Origin of the sequence: Nocardiopsis yanglingensis (assembly GCF_045809185.1) — a bacterium.
GTDB lineage: Bacteria > Pseudomonadota > Gammaproteobacteria > Xanthomonadales > Xanthomonadaceae > Stenotrophomonas > Stenotrophomonas yanglingensis.
In genome coordinates this window covers 159,972-176,095 of record NZ_JBJNRH010000003.1, presented here as the reverse complement: position 1 = coordinate 176,095, position 16,124 = coordinate 159,972, and the positions used below count along the sequence as shown (strand labels likewise).

21 protein-coding genes are annotated in these 16,124 nt (G+C 65.3%); 14 read left to right on the top strand and 7 right to left on the bottom strand.

The features are described from left to right. Positions 1-271: 271 nt before the first annotated feature. Both ACJ7C5_RS06785 and ACJ7C5_RS06780 read right to left on the bottom strand, forming a co-directional pair. A complete protein-coding gene (locus tag ACJ7C5_RS06785; protein WP_412703417.1) occupies positions 272-913 on the bottom strand; it encodes a hypothetical protein in 642 nt (213 codons plus the stop codon). Positions 914-1,109: 196 nt separating this feature from the next. Further along, positions 1,110-1,559: a multidrug/biocide efflux PACE transporter gene (locus tag ACJ7C5_RS06780; RefSeq protein WP_248860563.1), complete on the bottom strand. Its 450-nt coding sequence runs from the start codon at positions 1,557-1,559 to the stop codon at positions 1,110-1,112. A gap of 165 nt (positions 1,560-1,724) precedes the next feature. On the opposite strand from ACJ7C5_RS06780, the gene ACJ7C5_RS06775 reads away from it, so the two are divergent. Together ACJ7C5_RS06775 and ACJ7C5_RS06770 are read left to right on the top strand one after the other, a co-directional pair. Continuing rightward, positions 1,725-2,621, top strand: coding sequence for a LysR family transcriptional regulator (locus ACJ7C5_RS06775; RefSeq protein ID WP_285316484.1), 897 nt, complete (start codon positions 1,725-1,727; stop codon positions 2,619-2,621). A gap of 141 nt (positions 2,622-2,762) precedes the next feature. Then, positions 2,763-3,020, top strand: a complete 258-nt coding sequence (locus ACJ7C5_RS06770) for a hypothetical protein (protein WP_412703542.1) — start codon at positions 2,763-2,765, stop codon at positions 3,018-3,020. Here ACJ7C5_RS06770 and ACJ7C5_RS06765 read toward each other — a convergent pair. Next, positions 2,959-3,138, bottom strand: a complete 180-nt coding sequence (locus ACJ7C5_RS06765; protein ID WP_412703537.1) for a CSS-motif domain-containing protein — start codon at positions 3,136-3,138, stop codon at positions 2,959-2,961. The two genes, ACJ7C5_RS06770 and ACJ7C5_RS06765, sit on opposite strands and share 62 nt — an antisense overlap. Positions 3,139-3,157: 19 nt before the next feature. Between ACJ7C5_RS06765 and ACJ7C5_RS06760 the strand changes: the two genes are divergently transcribed. Together ACJ7C5_RS06760 and ACJ7C5_RS06755 are read left to right on the top strand one after the other, a co-directional pair. Continuing rightward, positions 3,158-3,301, top strand: coding sequence for a porin (locus tag ACJ7C5_RS06760; protein ID WP_412703416.1), 144 nt, complete (start codon positions 3,158-3,160; stop codon positions 3,299-3,301). Further along, on the top strand, positions 3,250-3,396 hold the full coding sequence (locus ACJ7C5_RS06755; protein ID WP_412703541.1) for a hypothetical protein: 147 nt from the start codon (positions 3,250-3,252) through the stop codon (positions 3,394-3,396). The genes ACJ7C5_RS06760 and ACJ7C5_RS06755 overlap by 52 nt, the downstream gene beginning before the upstream one ends. Positions 3,397-3,545: 149 nt before the next feature. Here ACJ7C5_RS06755 and ACJ7C5_RS06750 read toward each other — a convergent pair whose 3' ends face one another. After that, positions 3,546-4,499, bottom strand: coding sequence for an alpha/beta fold hydrolase (locus ACJ7C5_RS06750; RefSeq protein WP_412703415.1), 954 nt, complete (start codon positions 4,497-4,499; stop codon positions 3,546-3,548). A gap of 168 nt (positions 4,500-4,667) precedes the next feature. Here ACJ7C5_RS06750 and ACJ7C5_RS06745 point away from each other — a divergent pair, with 168 nt between their 5' ends. From ACJ7C5_RS06745 to ACJ7C5_RS06735, 3 genes are all read left to right on the top strand, one after another. Next, on the top strand, positions 4,668-5,237 hold the full coding sequence (locus tag ACJ7C5_RS06745; protein WP_412703414.1) for a TetR/AcrR family transcriptional regulator: 570 nt from the start codon (positions 4,668-4,670) through the stop codon (positions 5,235-5,237). A 58-nt stretch (positions 5,238-5,295) separates the two neighbouring features. Then, a complete protein-coding gene (locus tag ACJ7C5_RS06740) occupies positions 5,296-5,772 on the top strand; it encodes a nuclear transport factor 2 family protein (RefSeq protein ID WP_412703413.1) in 477 nt (158 codons plus the stop codon). 272 nt (positions 5,773-6,044) lie between these two features. Then, on the top strand, positions 6,045-6,965 hold the full coding sequence (locus ACJ7C5_RS06735) for an MBL fold metallo-hydrolase (RefSeq protein WP_097047570.1): 921 nt from the start codon (positions 6,045-6,047) through the stop codon (positions 6,963-6,965). A 114-nt stretch (positions 6,966-7,079) separates the two neighbouring features. Here the strand turns inward: ACJ7C5_RS06735 and ACJ7C5_RS06730 are convergent, their stop codons facing one another. From ACJ7C5_RS06730 to ACJ7C5_RS06720, 3 genes are all read right to left on the bottom strand, one after another. Further along, complete coding sequence (locus tag ACJ7C5_RS06730; RefSeq protein ID WP_097047569.1) at positions 7,080-7,961, bottom strand: RNA polymerase sigma-70 factor; 882 nt, start codon at positions 7,959-7,961, stop codon at positions 7,080-7,082. 75 nt (positions 7,962-8,036) lie between these two features. After that, on the bottom strand, positions 8,037-8,441 hold the full coding sequence (locus ACJ7C5_RS06725) for a cupin domain-containing protein (protein ID WP_412703412.1): 405 nt from the start codon (positions 8,439-8,441) through the stop codon (positions 8,037-8,039). 55 nt (positions 8,442-8,496) lie between these two features. Continuing rightward, positions 8,497-8,976 (bottom strand): carboxymuconolactone decarboxylase family protein, encoded by a 480-nt coding sequence (locus tag ACJ7C5_RS06720; protein WP_154349089.1) that lies wholly within the window; start codon positions 8,974-8,976, stop codon positions 8,497-8,499. A gap of 89 nt (positions 8,977-9,065) precedes the next feature. Between ACJ7C5_RS06720 and ACJ7C5_RS06715 the strand changes: the two genes are divergently transcribed. The 7 genes from ACJ7C5_RS06715 to paoC all read left to right on the top strand — a co-directional run bounded on the left by ACJ7C5_RS06715 (position 9,066) and on the right by paoC (position 16,088). Further along, entirely contained in the window at positions 9,066-9,374 is a 309-nt protein-coding gene (locus ACJ7C5_RS06715) for a sigma factor-like helix-turn-helix DNA-binding protein (RefSeq protein WP_097047566.1), read from the top strand. Further along, complete coding sequence (locus ACJ7C5_RS06710) at positions 9,371-10,402, top strand: LysR family transcriptional regulator (RefSeq protein WP_412703411.1); 1,032 nt, start codon at positions 9,371-9,373, stop codon at positions 10,400-10,402. Before ACJ7C5_RS06715 ends, ACJ7C5_RS06710 begins: the two co-directional genes overlap by 4 nt. A gap of 129 nt (positions 10,403-10,531) precedes the next feature. Beyond that, a complete protein-coding gene (locus ACJ7C5_RS06705) occupies positions 10,532-11,299 on the top strand; it encodes an SDR family oxidoreductase (RefSeq protein ID WP_412703410.1) in 768 nt (255 codons plus the stop codon). A 22-nt stretch (positions 11,300-11,321) separates the two neighbouring features. Further along, positions 11,322-11,816, top strand: coding sequence for an Ohr family peroxiredoxin (locus ACJ7C5_RS06700; RefSeq protein ID WP_412703409.1), 495 nt, complete (start codon positions 11,322-11,324; stop codon positions 11,814-11,816). A gap of 479 nt (positions 11,817-12,295) precedes the next feature. Beyond that, positions 12,296-12,937 (top strand): aldehyde dehydrogenase iron-sulfur subunit PaoA, encoded by a 642-nt coding sequence (paoA, locus tag ACJ7C5_RS06695; RefSeq protein ID WP_412703408.1) that lies wholly within the window; start codon positions 12,296-12,298, stop codon positions 12,935-12,937. Next, positions 12,934-13,884, top strand: coding sequence for an FAD binding domain-containing protein (locus tag ACJ7C5_RS06690; RefSeq protein ID WP_412703407.1), 951 nt, complete (start codon positions 12,934-12,936; stop codon positions 13,882-13,884). The genes paoA and ACJ7C5_RS06690 overlap by 4 nt, the downstream gene beginning before the upstream one ends. Further along, positions 13,884-16,088, top strand: coding sequence for an aldehyde oxidoreductase molybdenum-binding subunit PaoC (paoC, locus tag ACJ7C5_RS06685; RefSeq protein ID WP_412703406.1), 2,205 nt, complete (start codon positions 13,884-13,886; stop codon positions 16,086-16,088). Before ACJ7C5_RS06690 ends, paoC begins: the two co-directional genes overlap by 1 nt. Positions 16,089-16,124: the final 36 nt, after the last annotated feature.

Sequence of the window (16,124 nt, the reverse complement as noted above, 5' to 3'; positions counted from 1 at the left end):
GGTCCTGTCTCGGGATGACGATGAGGTCCTTTCTGTTGGGAGCCTCACGAATGATCTTCTCGGCCGGAGGCACTTCAGTCCCCGGTGGCGGCAGTTGCGGAAGAAGGCGCTTGGTGAGCTGTTCCGCATTGCCATCTTTCAGTGGCACAGCCTCGCTCGGCGGGGGAGCTGAGCGAGGCTGGGAAGCGCACGCGGCCACTGCAACTGAAAGAACCAGAATCGTAGGCCAGCGACTGTCCATTGCTCCTCCCTGCTTCAGCCGTTACGCACCTTACCGGGCGATGTTCAAGTATCCCGTCACATCCCTGGCTTGATAGATCAGCCGGGGATAGGTTGGGTCGTGATACTCATAATCCATGACAGTTGGAATTCCCGAGCGGAAAGCCACACAGGAAAAGTTGACGACAACACGTCCACCATATGGCTGAGCGCCCAACGTAACGTTCGTGGGTCCGGTCCAATCAATGCTGCACCCTGCGCTTGAGTTGGTCGGCGTGTTGTACCCGCGGCATTTGACAGTCGATAGCCCTGCACTCACCGAGGGCATCCCGGAGATTGCGGGGATGTGCAGATCGGCGCCGCAAGACGTTGTGACCTGCGTTTCACCGGCGGGCAGAACGAGGTTCCCGGACGGCGGATGCACGGCCGCCGTTACCGGCGACAGGGGAAACGCCCTGGGAGCGGCGGCGGCGCTTCTCGAAGCGGTTTGCGACGCGGGCATCTGACAAACCGCAGCAGCGGTTACATCTTTCCCCATCGTCAGTACACCCTCTCCGGTAACGTCCACGCCTCCCATCGCCTCACAGACAAGCTTCCGCATGGGGTCGCTGCTTTCAACGTTGTACGCGCCCGATGATCCAGCTGCCGCGAGCATGGAAAACGCGATAGCCCCTCTTACGACACTGCGCTTCATAGCTACACTCCTTTGCTGGGAAAAGTCCGTTTGGCGCACCCGGCCCATAACCTATCGCCGAGGAAGCGGCCCCTCTTCTGAAGACGGAAACGGGGACGCCGAAGCGACAACGGCGAGTACCCCTTGGATTTCGCAGGTCGGCGATCAATCAGTGAATCCGTTCGCCGTGTGCCGCCAACCTCTGCACGGCGTCAACTCACGCCTGCCTTGCCCGATCTGCAAAATTCCGCTGCAGCAGCCGCTCTCTCACCTTGTCATACACCAGGTTGTAGACATAGGTGTAAGGCAGGAAGAACGCAATCAGGCCCAGCTCCAGCAGGAACGCGTCCCAGTAGGAGATGGACAGCCACCACGCGGCAAGCAGTACCACAACCACCACCAGGCCGCCTTCAAACCCCACCGCATGCGCAATCCGCACCGGCACGGTTCGCTTGAACCCGATCTTCTTCTCCACCCGGTCAAACAGCGCGTTATAGATCATGTTCCAGAGCATCGCGCACGTCGCCAGAGCGACGGTCAGCACACCGGTTTCAAACAGCGATTTACCCAGCAGGTAAGACATCACCGGAGCGCACAGGCACAGGGCAATGGCTTCAAAGAGGACGGCGTGGAGGAGGCGGTCCCAGAGGGTCTTTTTGGAATTCATGCTGCAGCACCTGATGTTCACCGCCGGCAGTGCCGAGCGGATGTAAGAGCGAATCGAGAGGGGTGGGGCAGAGCGGCTATCCACGCTCGTAATGTGCCCGGGCGGCATGATATAAGCTTCAAAAATGAATCAAAATAGCCAATAACGCAGGCAGCCGTTTCATCCATGAAACACTTTCCCTGGGACAACCTGATCGTGCTGTTGGCCGTGATCCGAGGCGGCACCCTGCGCGAGGCGGCGAAGGCGGCCCGTATGAGCACGGCCACGCTATCGCGCCGACTGGATGCGCTGGAGGAGCGACTAGGGGGCAAGGTCGTAGAGCGCACTTCAACCGGCTGCGTTCCCACGGAACTGGGGCAGCGAGTGTTTGCACTGGCCGAGCAGATGGAAGAGGCCGCCGACGAGATCGCTCGCCAGGTTGATACGCCCAGGGAGCTGGTGGGCACAGTGCGCATCAACGCCGATGAGTGGGCCAGCTTCATGCTGATTACGCTGCTTCCCGGCTTGAACCACCAGCACCCTTCGTTGGATGTGGAGGTGCTCACGTCGCGCGAGCCTTACAACCTGGCGCGCCGCGAGGCCGACGCCCTGCTGCGCTACGGCCCGCCCGACACAGGTGATCTGCGTGGTGACCGCGTGGGGCAGATGGATTACGCGCTGTACGCCAACCAGGCCTACGCTGCGCGGCGGCAGGCGGCGATTGCCAGCCAGGCATGGCATGAGCTGGAATTCGTGGGTCTGGATGAGCCGCGCGTGGAATTTGAGGTGGAACGCTGGATGCGTTCGCTGCCCGGTGCAAACCGTCCTTGGCTTCGCTGCAACTATTCAGTTGGGGTGCTCGATGGGGTCACCTCGGGGGCCGGGCTGGGCGTCATAGAATGCGCGGTTGCCCAGCATGTGGGCGGGTTGATCCGCGTGCGCGATGCGCCGGCACTCAGCAAGGAAGTGTGGCTGTGGACGCACCGGTCGCTGTATGACACCCCGCGCTTCCAGGCCCTGCGGGATTTTCTCAAGCAAACCTGGCTCAGTGGCACGACCGGGCGCCAGCGGGCGGCAAAGTAGGCCGCACCCGCTGCAGCATCCGCGCAACGTGGCTCTCACCGAAGGAGAGCAGGTCATGATGACGGGGAAAGATGCCGTGGTGGTCGTCAACCATCAAGGGAGGGTGATCGCCACTTGGGCAACAAACACAGAGGGGGCTCGATGGCCAGGCGTTTTACGGAAAACGAACAACAGATGTTGTCCTTGGCCGGAAAGGTTCTTGCCGCTCGACATGCTGCACCTCTGCTTGCAGAGCGATTGGCAGGTAATCACGTTACGTCGGACGACCGCAAAGCGATCATCGAAGTGATTGCGGCCGAATTGTGCGAAAAGGGCTTCGATGCCGAGTCGGAGCCCGCTATGTACGGGGAAGAGCTTGAGGCGTTGATTGACTACTTGAACAGGCCGAACCTGGAGTAGCGCGAACGATCCGTCCCCAAAGCGCACTGCAGAGCAGGTGATCATCCTGGATCCGGCCCACGTCACTCATATAACTGGAATCGAAAGCAACTAGCAGCCGCTCCGGGGTATGGGGCACCACACGGGTATTGCGCCCGGTGCAGGAAGGTGGCGTTGGCGCCTTCGAGCTGGCTGCGCGTTACGACCGCTACGACTTTCTCGATGCGGCCCGGGGTGGCGAGGGCACCGCATGGACGCTCGGGGTGAACTGGTCGTCAACAACTGGTCACGCCTGGTGCTGAACTGCGTTCACTGGAAGACCGACAACAAGGTCGGCAACGCCCAGGGGCCGGATTCCGGCAACACCGCCGGCGTGCGAGCGCAGGTTTCGTTCTGATGTGGACATCGCAGCAGGCGCAGTGATCGCGCTGCTGTTCCTGAAGTCCGCGGTTGGCGTCATCAGCGAAGCGTGGCCCGCATGGCGCGCGGCTGCGAAAGCGTGACCTGATGCAAGGGGCTCCGGCGATATGCCGGAGCCCGCGGGGCTTACTTTTCCTGCAGGAACGTCAGCAGGTCCTGGTTGACGCGATCCTTGTGCGTGTCGGTCAGGCCATGCGGCGCACCCGGGTACACAATCAGCCTGGCGTTCTTGATCAGCTTTGCCGACTGGCGGCCGGAGATGTCGATCGGCACGATCTGGTCGTCATCGCCGTGGATGACCAGCGTCGGCACATCGAACTTCTTCAGGTCGGCGCGGAAATCGGTGGCCGAGAACGCGGCGATCGAATCGTAGGTGTTCTTGTGGCCACCCTGCATGCCCTGTGCCCACCACGCATCGATCAAGCCCTGAGACACCTTCGCGCCCGGGCGATTGAAGCCGTAGAACGGGCCCGACGGGATGTCCTTGTACAGCTGCGCGCGGTTGTCCATCTGCGCCTTTCGGATGCCATCGAACACTTCGATCGGCAGGCCGTTCGGGTTGTCGGCGGTCTTCAGCATGAACGGCGGCACCGAGCTGATCAGCACCGCCTTCTTCACCCGGCCGGTGCCATGGCGGCCGATGTAGCGCGCCACTTCGCCGCCGCCGGTAGAGAAGCCCACCAAGGTCACGTCATGCAGGTCGAGCGTGTTGATCACCGTGGCCAGGTCATCGGCATAGTGATCCATGTCGTTGCCGTCCCACGGCTGGCTGGAACGGCCGTGGCCACGACGGTCATGGGCGATGACGCGGTAGCCGTGGTTGGCCAGGAAGATCATCTGCGATTCCCAGCTGTCCGAGTTCAACGGCCAGCCGTGGCTGAAGGTAACGACCGGGCCGTCCTTCGGGCCCCAGTCCTTGTAGTAGAGCTGCACGCCATCGGCAGTGGTGATGTAGCTGGCGGTGCGCGCGATGCTGGTGACTGCCGCCGGCTTGGCCGGTTCGGCGGCCTGCGCGGACAGGCCGGCCTGGACCGAGAGGGCGAGGGCGGCAATGGCCAGGGTGCGGGCGAAGGTGCTCATGCGGGAACTCTCATGGGTGGGTGGTGAGGCGTACTTTGCGCCAGCAATCAGGCGCCTGGGTGATGAACTGTCCGGATTTCTTGATAGATCGTCTTGCACGGTTGTGCACACACGAACCGCCACCCATTGCCCGTTGACAAGATAGAATGGTCGTTCTACCTTGCAGCCATGCACAAGACCGGCACCGACACTGCGCAGAAGATCCTGGCCACGGCCGAGGCCCTGATCTACCAGAACGGGATCCACGCCACGGGCATGGACCTACTGGTGAAGACCTCCGGCGTTGCCCGGAAGAGCATCTATCGGCACTTTGAAAACAAGGACCAGGTTGCTGCAGCTGCTTTGAACGCACGCGATGTTCGTTGGCTTCAGTGGTTCCAGCAGGAGTGCGATAAGGCCGACACCCCGGAAGCACGCATCCTCGGCATGTTCACCGTGCTCAAGGGCTGGTTCCAGTCCGAGGGCTATCGCGGCTGTGCCTTCATCAACACCGCGGGCGAGGTCGGCGATCCCGGCGATCCGATTCGCCACATCGCAAAACATCACAAGCAGAAGCTGCTCGATTACACGCTGGAACTGACCGGGCAACTGGATATCGAGCAGCCGGCCGCGCTGGCGCGGCAGCTACTGGTTCTCATGGAAGGCGCCATCACCGTCTCGCGCGTGATGGGCGACTACAACGCCGCAGACACTGCAAGGGACGTTGCAGCGGCGTTGTTGGAGCAGGCCAGGCGCTGACGCCTGAGTGATCAAAACCCGTCGAAACCCGTTCATCCACTTGATTGGAGGCCCCGCCGTGTCCATTGAAGCACCCCGTCCGCCACTTCCCCCGTTCACTCGTGAATCGGCCATCGAGAAAGTACGCCTTGCCGAAGATGGCTGGAACACCCGCGATGCCGACAAAGTTTCGCTGGCCTATTCGCTGGACACCGAGTGGCGCAACCGTGCCGAGTTCACCCATGGCCGCGAGGAAGCGCGGCAGTTCCTGGCCCGCAAGTGGAACAAGGAGCTTGAGTACCGGCTGATCAAGGAGCTATGGGCCTTCACCGACAACCGTATTGCCGTGCGCTACGCCTATGAGTGGCATGACGACTCCGGCAACTGGTTCCGTTCCTATGGAAACGAGAACTGGGAATTCGGCGCAGATGGTTTGATGCAGCGCCGGTTCTCGAGCATCAACGACATGCCCATCAAGGAGAGCGAGCGCAGGTTCCATTGGCCGCTGGGGCGTCGCCCGGATGATCACCCGGGACTGTCTGATCTGGGTATGTGATTCGCATTGCTTCCCGGAATGCAACATCACGTCCCCCTCCACGGGCCTACCGCAGCAACGGTGTGCTGCGTAGGCTGATCGCACACGGCACAAGCCGTGTTCCGGGCCCACCGCTTGCGCAGTGGCCCGCCTTCCCATGAACCCTGCAGCGCTGGCCTGCCAGGCATCCGTGCCCTGGCAACGCCACGCCCTGCGTCGTGGGAAAGCGCCCGGAATCGTTCGCGCCAGCCTTGCATCGCTGCCCGCCCAATGCCCCTTCGTGGAGATCCCTCATGTTCAGTCTGGAAAACACCGCCGCGCCCATTGCCCCCGCCCTCGATGAACTGGTGCCCTCGCGCTACGCCCTCAAGGTGGGCGACGTCGAAGTGCTGGTGATCAGCGATGGCGTCCTGCCGTTGCCCACCCAGATGCTCGGCCACAACGTACCGGCCGCCGACCGTGCCGAATGGTTCGAAGAGATGTACCTGCCGCAGGATGCCTTCGACTGGGCATTGAACGTGATGGTGGTGCACAGCGGTGATCGCACCATCCTCATCGATGCCGGCCTGGGCATGGACCCGGACCTGCAGCTGCCGCGCGCCGGCCAGTTGATCCGCCGCCTCGGTGCCGCCGGTATCAACCTGGGCGAAATCACCGATGTGGTGATCACCCACATGCACATGGACCACGTCGGCGGGCTGCTGGTTGAAGGCGTGAAGGAACAGCTGCGCCCGGACCTGAAGATCCACGTGGCCGAGGCGGAGGTGGAGTTCTGGAAGTCGCCGGACTTCAGCCGCACCAACATGCCGCAGGGGTTCCCCGATGCGCTGCGCGCCACGGCCAAGCACTTCTGGGCCGAGTACAGCAGCTACGTGCACACCTTCCAGGACGAACAGCAGATCGCGCCGGGCGTGACGGCCCGCCGAACCGGAGGGCATACCCCGGGCCACTGCGTGGTGCGCGTGGCGTCTGCCGGGCAGGCCCTGACCTTCGCCGGTGACGCGGTGTTCGCGGTCGGCTTCGACCAGCCGAACTGGCACAACGGCTTCGAGCACGACCCGGAGGAATCCGCGCGCGTACGCATCGCCCTGCTGAAGGAACTGGCAGGCACCGGCGAAATGCTGGTGGCCACGCATCTTCCGTTCCCGTCAGTGGGCCGGGTGTCGCTGGAGGGCGAGACCTTCCGCTGGGTGCCGGTGTTCTGGGACTTCTGATCGGGTCCTGCGGCCGTTGCGCAGGCAGACGTTAACGATCGGGGCGCATCGGCGCCCCGGTCGAATCCCGCAAGAACGAGGTCGCAATGGATGCCATCCACGCGGGGCGCGGATCTACTGGATGGAGGTGGGCAGTGCCAGCCGCTGCAGCTTGTGCGGGTTGCGCTGAACCAGGATCTGCGTGATCCGTTCGCCATCGGTCTCGAAGGCCATCGCCGCTTCCAGCTCACCATCGAAATAGCGCAGCAGTCCCAACCGCCCGTTGAGCATGGCCGGCACCATCCGCAATTGCGCGCTGCGCCGCAGGTGCGGGGCATACAGCAGCTGGGCAATGCGAGCGCCCCCGACCATCGGTTTGGGGAAGCTGGTGACGATGCCACCGCCATCACCCACCAGCTCGGCCGACTCGGCCATCAGCGCCTTCATCGTACGGAAATCGCCGCTGGATGCGGCCTCAGCGAAGCGGCGCAGCAGTTTCTGGTGCACCTCCTGCGGGACGTTGTAGCGCGGGCGCTCCTGCCTGAGCTGCAGCCGTGCGCGATGCACGATCTGCCGGCAGGCGGCTTCTGTCTTGTCCAGGGTGCGCGCGACCACCGCGTAGTCCTGGTCGAATACGTCGTGCAGCAGGAAGGCCGCACGTGCATCCGGGGCCAACCGCTCCAGCACGCTGAGGAAGGCGACCGACAGATCACTGGCGGTTTCCAGCACATATTCAGGGGTGCTGGTGTCATCGGTCAGCAGCGGCTCGGGCAACCACATGCCGACATAATGTTCGCGTGTATGCCGTGCCAAGCGCAGGCCATCAATGGCGCGACGGGTGGTGGTGGCCACCAGCCAGGCTTCGGGATTCTCGATCTGTGACTGGTCGGCGCCATGCCAGCGCAGCCAGACATCCTGCACCACGTCTTCGGCTTCGTGCGAAGACCCGAGCATGCGGTAGGCCACGCCGAACAGGCGTGGGCGGAGGCGGGAGAACAGCGCAGTGGAATCGTCCATGCCAGCGTAGACGGGACAGGTCCCCGGATTGTGACACCCGGGGACCTGTCGTTGGCACCAGCGCCGGACGTGCGATCAGTGCGGTGGCAGAACCGCCGGCTTGCCGATGTCCTTGATCAGGAACACCACGAACTTCGCCGGCTCGGTAGCGCTGGCGTTACGGCCCACGGTGTGCAGATCGGCCGGACCTTCATGGAAGGCCTCGCCCGGGCCGAGGGTGACTTCCTTGCCGCCGGCCACGCCCATCACGATCCGTCCTTTCAGGACATAGACGAAGCCATGGGCATCGTGGCGGTGCACCGGATCGGCGCCACCCGGCGGGTATTCCACGGTAAGGATCAGTGCTTCCTTGCCGGGCTGCTCCGGCAGGGCGCGGGTCATCACCTCGTGCACCAGGGGCTCGGGCGCAGCAGGGGGCGGGGAGGCGGCAGCGCTGCACAGTGGCAGCAACGCAAGCAGGGCCAGAACAGAACGACGCATGGCAGGTCTCCAGTGCGGTAGGGGAGGGCCGCTGCATGGGGCAGCGGCGGATCGATCAGGCCAGGCCGGCCTTGTCCAGGCCAAAGGCCGCGTCCAGGGTGCCGGGCGTGGTGCGGAAGGCGACGTTGGCGCGGTTCCAGGCGTTGATCGCCATCACCGCGTGGGTCAGGTCGACGATCTCCTGCTCGGACAGCTGGCCGCGCACGCGCGCGTACAGCTCATCGGGCACACCCTGCGCCGGCAGCTGGGTCAGCACCTCGGTCCAGGCCAGGCAGGCGCGCTCGCGCGGGCTGAACAGCGTCGATTCACGCCATGCCGCCAGGTGATGCAGGCGCAGTGGGCGCTCGCCGCGCAGGGTGGCCTCCTTCACGTGCATGTCCAGGCAGAAGCCGCAGCCGTTGAGCTGCGATGCACGGATGTTGACCAGATCGATGATGGCCGCTTCGATCGAGGCGGTATGGGCGGCATGCGAGTACAGGCCGAGCTTCTTGAACAGTTCGGGGGATTGCGCGGCGTAATCCAGACGTGCGGTCATGGTGTGTTCCTGTAGCGAGTGAAGGACACAGCGAGGCTAGGCCTGCGCCCGCACTGCCGGTAGGCCGGGGCCGGGCCGCATGCTGTTGCATGAAAAACACCAATGGCCTGTCACAGCGGCCGATGCTCGGCCGTCTGCCGGGCATGGACACCTCATCGCACCTGCGCACCGCATTCCGCCCTGCCAGCGAACAGGTCTGGCAGACCTTCCTGGCCGCGCTGCGCGAATTGCCGCCCGATGCACGTGCGGTGCTGTTGCTGCACGACGTGCTGGGCGCCGGGTTTGAGGACATCGTGCCCCTGCTGGGGCTCGACCTGTCCGCGTGCAGGCAACGCCTCGCGCTGGCGCGGAACCACCTGCACGCACACCGTGCCCGCCTGGAGCCAGGCCGCCCATGAACACCGCACAGCCCAGCCCGGCCAGCGACGGCCACGATGCGCTCAATGCATCCTTCTCCACCAGCTACGCCGGCGTGCTGGCCTTCATTGCAGTGGCGGCCGAGGGCAGTTTCGCCCGCGCGGCCGACCGCCTCGGCATCGGCCGTTCGGCCGTCAGCCGCAGCGTGCAGAAGCTGGAAAGCCAGCTGGGCGTACGGTTGTTCCTGCGCACCACGCGCTCGACCACGCTGACCCGCGAAGGCGAGCTGTTCCTGGAAGGCTGCAACCCGGGCGTGAACTGCATCCTGCAGGCGCTGGAGGAAATGCGCGACCTGCGCGAGGGCCCGCCGCGCGGGCACCTGCGCATCAGTGCCAGCCACGGCTTCGGCCGACGGGTGATCGCCCCCTTGCTGGCCGCCTTCCGCGCCGAGTACCCGCAGGTCTCTGTAGAACTGCTGCTGGACGAGCAGGCCCCCGACCTGGCCGGTGACCGCATCGATGTGGCGTTCCGCGATGGCCTGCTGGAAGACAGCCAGGTGATCGCAAAGCAGCTCGTGCCGATGCAGCTGGTGGTGTGCGCGTCACCGGCGTACGTGGAGGCGCATGGTCTACCGTCGTCGGTGGATGCGCTGTCCACGCATGCCTGCATCGGGCGGCGCCTGCCGGGTGGGCGCATGCAGCCCTGGGAATTCCGGGTCGACGGCACCGATGTGCACCTGCAGCCCCCGGCCGCACTGGTGTTCAATGATGCCGACCTCGCGCTGCAGGCGGTCATCGACGGGCTGGGCATCGCCCAGCTGCCCAGCTATCAGGTACGTGAAGCGTTGTGGGCGGGCAGGGTGGTGACCTGCCTGGATCGGCATGCGCCGCTCGATCGCGGCCACTACCTGTGCTACCTCAGCCGCCGCCAGCTTCCCAAGCGCGTGCGTGCCTTCATCGACTTCAGCACGCAGCGGGTGCGCGCGCTCGAACTGGATGTGATCTCGCACTGGGAAGCACGCCAACAGGCCATCCCCATGAAGCCAGGGGCACAGCCCGCCTGGGCCTGAACACATTGGTGCGCGCCGGGCAACAGTGCGCGCCCCAGCGCGGACCTACTGCCCCGCACCCACGCTGCCTACGATTCCAGCATGCCCGGCCACAGCCGGTCGCCCCTTCTACATTCCAGGAGACACGTCATGAAATTCCTCGTCATCGGTGGTACCGGCCGCATCGGCAGCAAGGTGGTGGAGCGCCTGCGCACCGCCGGGCATGACATCGTGGCGGCCGCGCCCTCCACCGGCGTGGATGTGCTGACCGGTGAAGGCCTGGACGCCGCCATGGATGGCGTCGACGTGGTGGTGGACCTGGCCAACTCGCCCTCGTTCGAAGATGCGGCAGTGCTTTCGTTCTTCGTGACCGCCGGCCACAACATCCTGACCGCCGAAGCCCGTGCCGGGGTACGCCACCACGTTGCGCTTTCCGTCGTAGGCACCGACAAGCTTGCGGCCAGCGGCTACTTCCGCGGCAAGATCGCCCAGGAGCGCCTGATCCGCGACTCAGGCCTGCCGTACACCATCATCCATTCCACGCAGTTCTTCGAGTTCCTGCCGGGCATCATCCAGTCCGCCGGCAATGGAGCGACCCTGCACTTGCCCGCCGCCGACGTACAGCCGATTGCCGCCGAGGATGTTGCCGAAGCGGTGGCACGCATCGCGCAGCAGCCACCCCGCAATGGCGTCGTGGAAATTGCGGGCCCCCAGCGCGCCGCGATGGCGGATCTGGCCAGGCAGTATCTGCAGCAGACTGGGGATCCGCGGCAGGTCGTGGCAGATGCCGAGGCCCTGTACTTCGGTGCGCCGCTGCAGATCGATACGCTGGTGCCGGTGGGGCAGGCGTGGCTGGGGCAGGTCGGCTTCGACGCCTGGCTGCAGCAGTCCGGCCTGCTGCAGCGGCAGCCCGCCTGAGTAGCGAATCGATCGCCTGCCAATGATCGAGCTGAAGCCACCTTCGCCCGCCATGCTGGACCGCTACCAGGGCGACGACGTGCAGCCGTTGTACACCGGCCGCGTACGGGTGAGCGGCGGCCAGGCCCAGCACGGGCGCGCGTCTGGCGTTGTGCGATCGGACGACGGTGCACTGGCGGTGGACCTGCGCCTGCCGCCGGAACTCGGCGGGCCTGGCGGCGGCTCCAATCCCGAGCAGCTATTGGCGGCAAGCTACGCCGGCTGTTTTCACGGCGCCATGGTGCTGGTGGCCGCGCGTGCCGGCCTGCTGCTGCACAACCCCAGCGTCGAAGTGGCGGTCACCTTCGCCCGTGATCCGGCAGATGGGCTGTACCTGCTGTCTGCCGAGATCGTGGTCCATCTTCCCGGCATGGATGCGAACCTGGCCTGCGAACTGGTGCGCAACACCGAACGCGTCTGTCCGTACGCCAAGATGTTCCATCGTGGCATCAGCCATGTGGTGCATGTGCAGGTCTGACCGCACGGTGCGCCTATATAGAGTCGAGCCATGCTCGACTATTGCCTGCCATGGGCCTGACCCTGGGGGCGTGGCCTGCTATGTACTGCTCATCCTTCTGGCGTCTTCCCGCAGCCGACCACACGGCAATGAGTCCAGCATCATGCACGGCCGTGGCAGCTCGCCCGGACCACAGCGGTTGCTGACCACCGACGCAGCACCGTATCCGAGCGCCGCATGGCGCAGTTCCGCAGACCAGCGAGGCACGCCTTGCGCATCAATACGCTGTCCGCGAGGCCCGCGTTCGCCAGAGGCGGCGTTGAAGATGACCGGCCAGTAGGCTCGGCCGACGATGCCGGCACACCCTGGACAGGCTTCACAGATCTGTACTAACCAGCCGGGCATAGTGCCCCTTGGGTAGTCTGAGCGCGTCCATCCAGCCACGGGGTTTCCCCGAACGCCAGGAGGTCACTGTGCCAAGTTGGGACGAAGGAATGAAGTTGACGCGTCGCCAGGTGATCGCCGGCGGCGCCACGACCATGGCGATGTCCGCCGCACCGGGGGCGTCATCGCTCGCCGCCGAACTGGCGGCATTCCCGCCGCCCAGGCCGCCGGTCATCAGCACGGTGGCGTTGACGGTCAACGGCACGCATCGTGAGCTCGAGCTGGACACGCGGACCACGCTGCTCGACGCCCTGCGCGAACATCTGAAGCTGACCGGGACCAAGAAGGGCTGCGACCACGGTCAGTGCGGCGCCTGTACCGTTCTGGTCAACGGTGAACGCATCAATGCCTGCCTCAGCCTGGCGGTGCAGCACCAGGGCGATGCCATCACTACCATCGAAGGCCTCGGAACCCCTGGTGACCTGCATCCGATGCAGTCCGCCTTCATCAAGCATGACGGCTACCAGTGCGGGTATTGCACGCCGGGGCAGATCTGTTCGGCCGTGGCGGTACTGGACGAGATCAAGCGCGGTGTCCCCAGCCATGCGCAGGCCGATGTCAGCGCACGGCCGCAGGCCACCAACATGGAAATGCGCGAACGCATGAGCGGCAACCTCTGCCGCTGCGGCGCGTATTCCAACATTGCCGAGGCGATGCAAGAGGTCGCTGGCGCGGCCGCTGGAAGGGGGCGCTCATGAAGGTCTTCAGTTACGAGCGCGCGAAGTCTCCTGCCGAGGCAGCCAAGGCCGTCGCCGGCACCGAGGGCGCGAAGTTCCTGGCGGGAGGAACCAACCTGCTCGACCTGATGAAGCTGGAGGTCGAGACGCCAGCGCATCTGGTCGACGTGCAGGACATCGGCCTGGACAGGATCGAACCTACAGACGACGGCGGCCTGCGCATCGGCACGCTGGTCACCAATACCGCACTGGCCTCGCATGAGCGCGTGCGCCGCGACTATGCGGTGTTGACCCGCGCGATCGTGGCTGGCGCGTCCGGGCAGCTGCGCAACAAGGCCACCACCGGCGGCAACCTGCTGCAGCGCACCCGCTGCCCGTACTTCTACGACCCCCATCTGCCCTGCAACAAGCGCCTGCCCGGATCAGGCTGCGGCGCGCTCGAAGGGTTCTCCCGGCAGATGGGCGTGATCGGTACCTCGGACAGCTGCATCGCGACCTATCCGGGCGATATGGCGGTGGCGCTGCGCGTGCTGGACGCCTCGATCCAGACCGTCAAGGGCGATGGCAGCACGCGCAGCATTCCGATTGCCGAGTTCCATCGTTCCCCAGGCGACACGCCACAGCAGGACAACGTGCTGCAGCGCGGTGAGCTGATCACCCACGTCACGCTGCCGGAACCGCTGGGCGGCCGGCACGTGTACCACAAGGTGCGTGACCGCGCGTCCTATGCGTTCGCACTGGTGTCGGTCGCCGCGGTCCTGCAGCGTGACGGCTCGGCGCGGTTCGCGTTCGGCGGGGTCGCACCGAAGCCGTGGCGCATTGAAGCAGCCGAACCCCTGCTGCGCGACAGCGTCAAGGCCGCGACCCGGCAGGTGTTCGCCGGTGCCCGTCCAACGCAGGAGAACGCGTTCAAGATCACGCTCGCCGAGCGCACGCTCGCAGCCGCTCTGGCCGAAGGAGAGCGCTGATGCCCCTCGAATTCAACGCCCCCGCCGGTGACAACCTGTTCGACAAGGCCAAGGTCGTCGGCAAGTCGACGCCGCGCATCGACGGCCCACGCAAGACCACCGGCACCGCCCCCTATGCCTACGAGCGCCATGACGTGGTGCCGAATCAGGTCTACGGCTACATCGTCGGCGCGGGCATCGGCAAGGGGCGCATCATTTCGATGGATGCCTCCCGTGCACGTGCCGCCCCCGGCGTACTGGCGGTGATCACCGCACCGGAGACCAAACCGGTCGGCACATCCAACTGGAACAATGCGCCACTGTTCGGCGGGCCCGAGGTCGCCCATTACCACCAGGCCATTGCCTGCGTGGTGGCCGAGACCTTCGAGCAGGCCCGCGCCGCTGCGGCGTTGATCCGCACCCGTTACGAGCGCGGCAAGGGGCGCTTCGATTTCCCAGCGCTGGCGCCGTCCGCGCCGCTGGCCAAGGGGCGCGGTGGCAAGCCCGACCGGCAGACGCTCGGCGATTTCGACACCGCCTACGCGAGCGCGGCGGCCAAGCTGGACGAGACCTACCACACAGCCGACGAAAGTCATTCGATGATGGAGCCGCACGCCACCATCGCCGCATGGGAAGGGGACACGCTCACCCTGTGGACCTCGAACCAGATGATCGACTGGGCCAAGCAGGGCATTGCCGCGATCCTCGGTATCGATTCTGGCAATGTGCGCGTGGACTCGCCCTATATCGGCGGCGGCTTCGGCGGCAAGCTGTTCATCCGCGCCGATGCGGTGCTGGCCGCACTGGCGGCCAAGCAGGTCGGGCGGCCGGTGAAGATCGCGCTGCAACGCCCGTTGATGCCCAACAACACCACGCACCGGCACGCGACCATCCAACGCGTCCGGATCGGTTGCGCGAAAGACGGCAGGATCTCCGCCATCGCCCATGAGAACTGGTCGGGCAACATCAACGGCGAGGACGGCGAGAACGGCACCCTGCAGACGCCCAAGCTCTATGCAGGCGCCAACCGCCTGGTGGCCAACTACATCGCCACGCTCGACATGCCCGAGGGCAATGCGATGCGCGCGCCAGGCGAAGCACCGGGCCACATGGCGCTGGAAGTGGCGATGGACGAAATGGCCGAGAAGCTGGGCCTCGACCCGATCGCGTTCCGCATTCTCAACGAGCCGGAGGTCGTACCCGGCGATCCGTCCAAGAAGTTCTCCGACCGCAACCTGGTGCGCTGCCTGCGCGAGGGCGCGGAACGCTTCAACTGGAACAAGCGTAGCGCTAAGCCGGCGCAGGTAAGGGAAGGGCACTGGCTGGTCGGCATGGGCGTGTCCGCAGGCTATCGCGGTGCACCGACGATGAAGTCGGCGGCGCGGGTCCGGCTTGACGGCCAGGGCGGGGTGATCGTGGAAACCGACATGACCGACATCGGCACCGGCTCCTACACGATCATCGCGCAGACGGCGGCCGAGACCATGGGCGTGCCGCTGGACCGGGTGCAGGTGACCCTCGGCGACTCCCGCCATCCCGCCTCCGCCGGTTCCGGCGGCCAGTGGGGCGCGGCAAGCTCCACCGCAGGCGTGTACGCGGCGTGCGTCAGCCTGCGCCGCAAGGTGGGCGAGAAACTGGGCTTCGACGGCGATACGGCAAACTTCGCCGATGGCCGTATCGAGGCGGGTGGGCGGACCATCGACCTTGCCGAAGCGGGGACACTGTCGGCAGAGGACGGCATTGCCTTCGGCAACTTCAAGCAGGGGTACGACGTTGGCACCTATGCAGCGCATTTCTGCGAGGTCGCCGTGCATGCCTACACCGGCGAGACGCGCATCCGCAGGATGCTTGCCGTATGCGATGGCGGCCGGATCCTCAACCCGCTGTCCGCACGCAGCCAGGTCATCGGCGGGATGGTGATGGGCGCAGGCGCCACCCTGATGGAGGAGCTGGTGGTCGACAAACGGCTTGGTTTGTTCATCAACCACGACCTTGCGGGCTACGAGGTTCCCGTGCACGCCGACATTCCACACCAGCAGGTGGTCTTCCTCGACACGCTGGATCCGGTGATCTCGCCCATGAAGGCCAAGGGCGTGGGCGAGTTGGGCATCTGCGGGGTCGGGGCCGCGATCGCCAATGCGGTCTACAACGCAACCGGTGTGCGCGTGCGCAACTATCCCATCACCCTGGACAAGCTGTTGCCCGGCTTGCCCGACGTGGGCTGACCCTTGCGCATGGACCGACCCGCTGCCTTGCCTGCC

Coding starts and splice junctions, on each gene's coding strand:
- ACJ7C5_RS06785 (WP_412703417.1), bottom strand. CDS start 913: ATGAAGCGCAGTGTCGTAAGAGGGGCTATCGCGTTTTCCATGCTCGCG.
- ACJ7C5_RS06780 (WP_248860563.1), bottom strand. CDS start 1,559: ATGAATTCCAAAAAGACCCTCTGGGACCGCCTCCTCCACGCCGTCCTC.
- ACJ7C5_RS06775 (WP_285316484.1), top strand. CDS start 1,725: ATGAAACACTTTCCCTGGGACAACCTGATCGTGCTGTTGGCCGTGATC.
- ACJ7C5_RS06770 (WP_412703542.1), top strand. CDS start 2,763: ATGGCCAGGCGTTTTACGGAAAACGAACAACAGATGTTGTCCTTGGCC.
- ACJ7C5_RS06755 (WP_412703541.1), top strand. CDS start 3,250: ATGGACGCTCGGGGTGAACTGGTCGTCAACAACTGGTCACGCCTGGTG.
- ACJ7C5_RS06750 (WP_412703415.1), bottom strand. CDS start 4,499: ATGAGCACCTTCGCCCGCACCCTGGCCATTGCCGCCCTCGCCCTCTCG.
- ACJ7C5_RS06745 (WP_412703414.1), top strand. CDS start 4,668: ATGCACAAGACCGGCACCGACACTGCGCAGAAGATCCTGGCCACGGCC.
- ACJ7C5_RS06735 (WP_097047570.1), top strand. CDS start 6,045: ATGTTCAGTCTGGAAAACACCGCCGCGCCCATTGCCCCCGCCCTCGAT.
- ACJ7C5_RS06730 (WP_097047569.1), bottom strand. CDS start 7,961: ATGGACGATTCCACTGCGCTGTTCTCCCGCCTCCGCCCACGCCTGTTC.
- ACJ7C5_RS06725 (WP_412703412.1), bottom strand. CDS start 8,441: ATGCGTCGTTCTGTTCTGGCCCTGCTTGCGTTGCTGCCACTGTGCAGC.
- ACJ7C5_RS06720 (WP_154349089.1), bottom strand. CDS start 8,976: ATGACCGCACGTCTGGATTACGCCGCGCAATCCCCCGAACTGTTCAAG.
- ACJ7C5_RS06715 (WP_097047566.1), top strand. CDS start 9,066: ATGAAAAACACCAATGGCCTGTCACAGCGGCCGATGCTCGGCCGTCTG.
- ACJ7C5_RS06710 (WP_412703411.1), top strand. CDS start 9,371: ATGAACACCGCACAGCCCAGCCCGGCCAGCGACGGCCACGATGCGCTC.
- ACJ7C5_RS06705 (WP_412703410.1), top strand. CDS start 10,532: ATGAAATTCCTCGTCATCGGTGGTACCGGCCGCATCGGCAGCAAGGTG.
- ACJ7C5_RS06700 (WP_412703409.1), top strand. CDS start 11,322: ATGATCGAGCTGAAGCCACCTTCGCCCGCCATGCTGGACCGCTACCAG.
- ACJ7C5_RS06690 (WP_412703407.1), top strand. CDS start 12,934: ATGAAGGTCTTCAGTTACGAGCGCGCGAAGTCTCCTGCCGAGGCAGCC.
- paoC (WP_412703406.1), top strand. CDS start 13,884: ATGCCCCTCGAATTCAACGCCCCCGCCGGTGACAACCTGTTCGACAAG.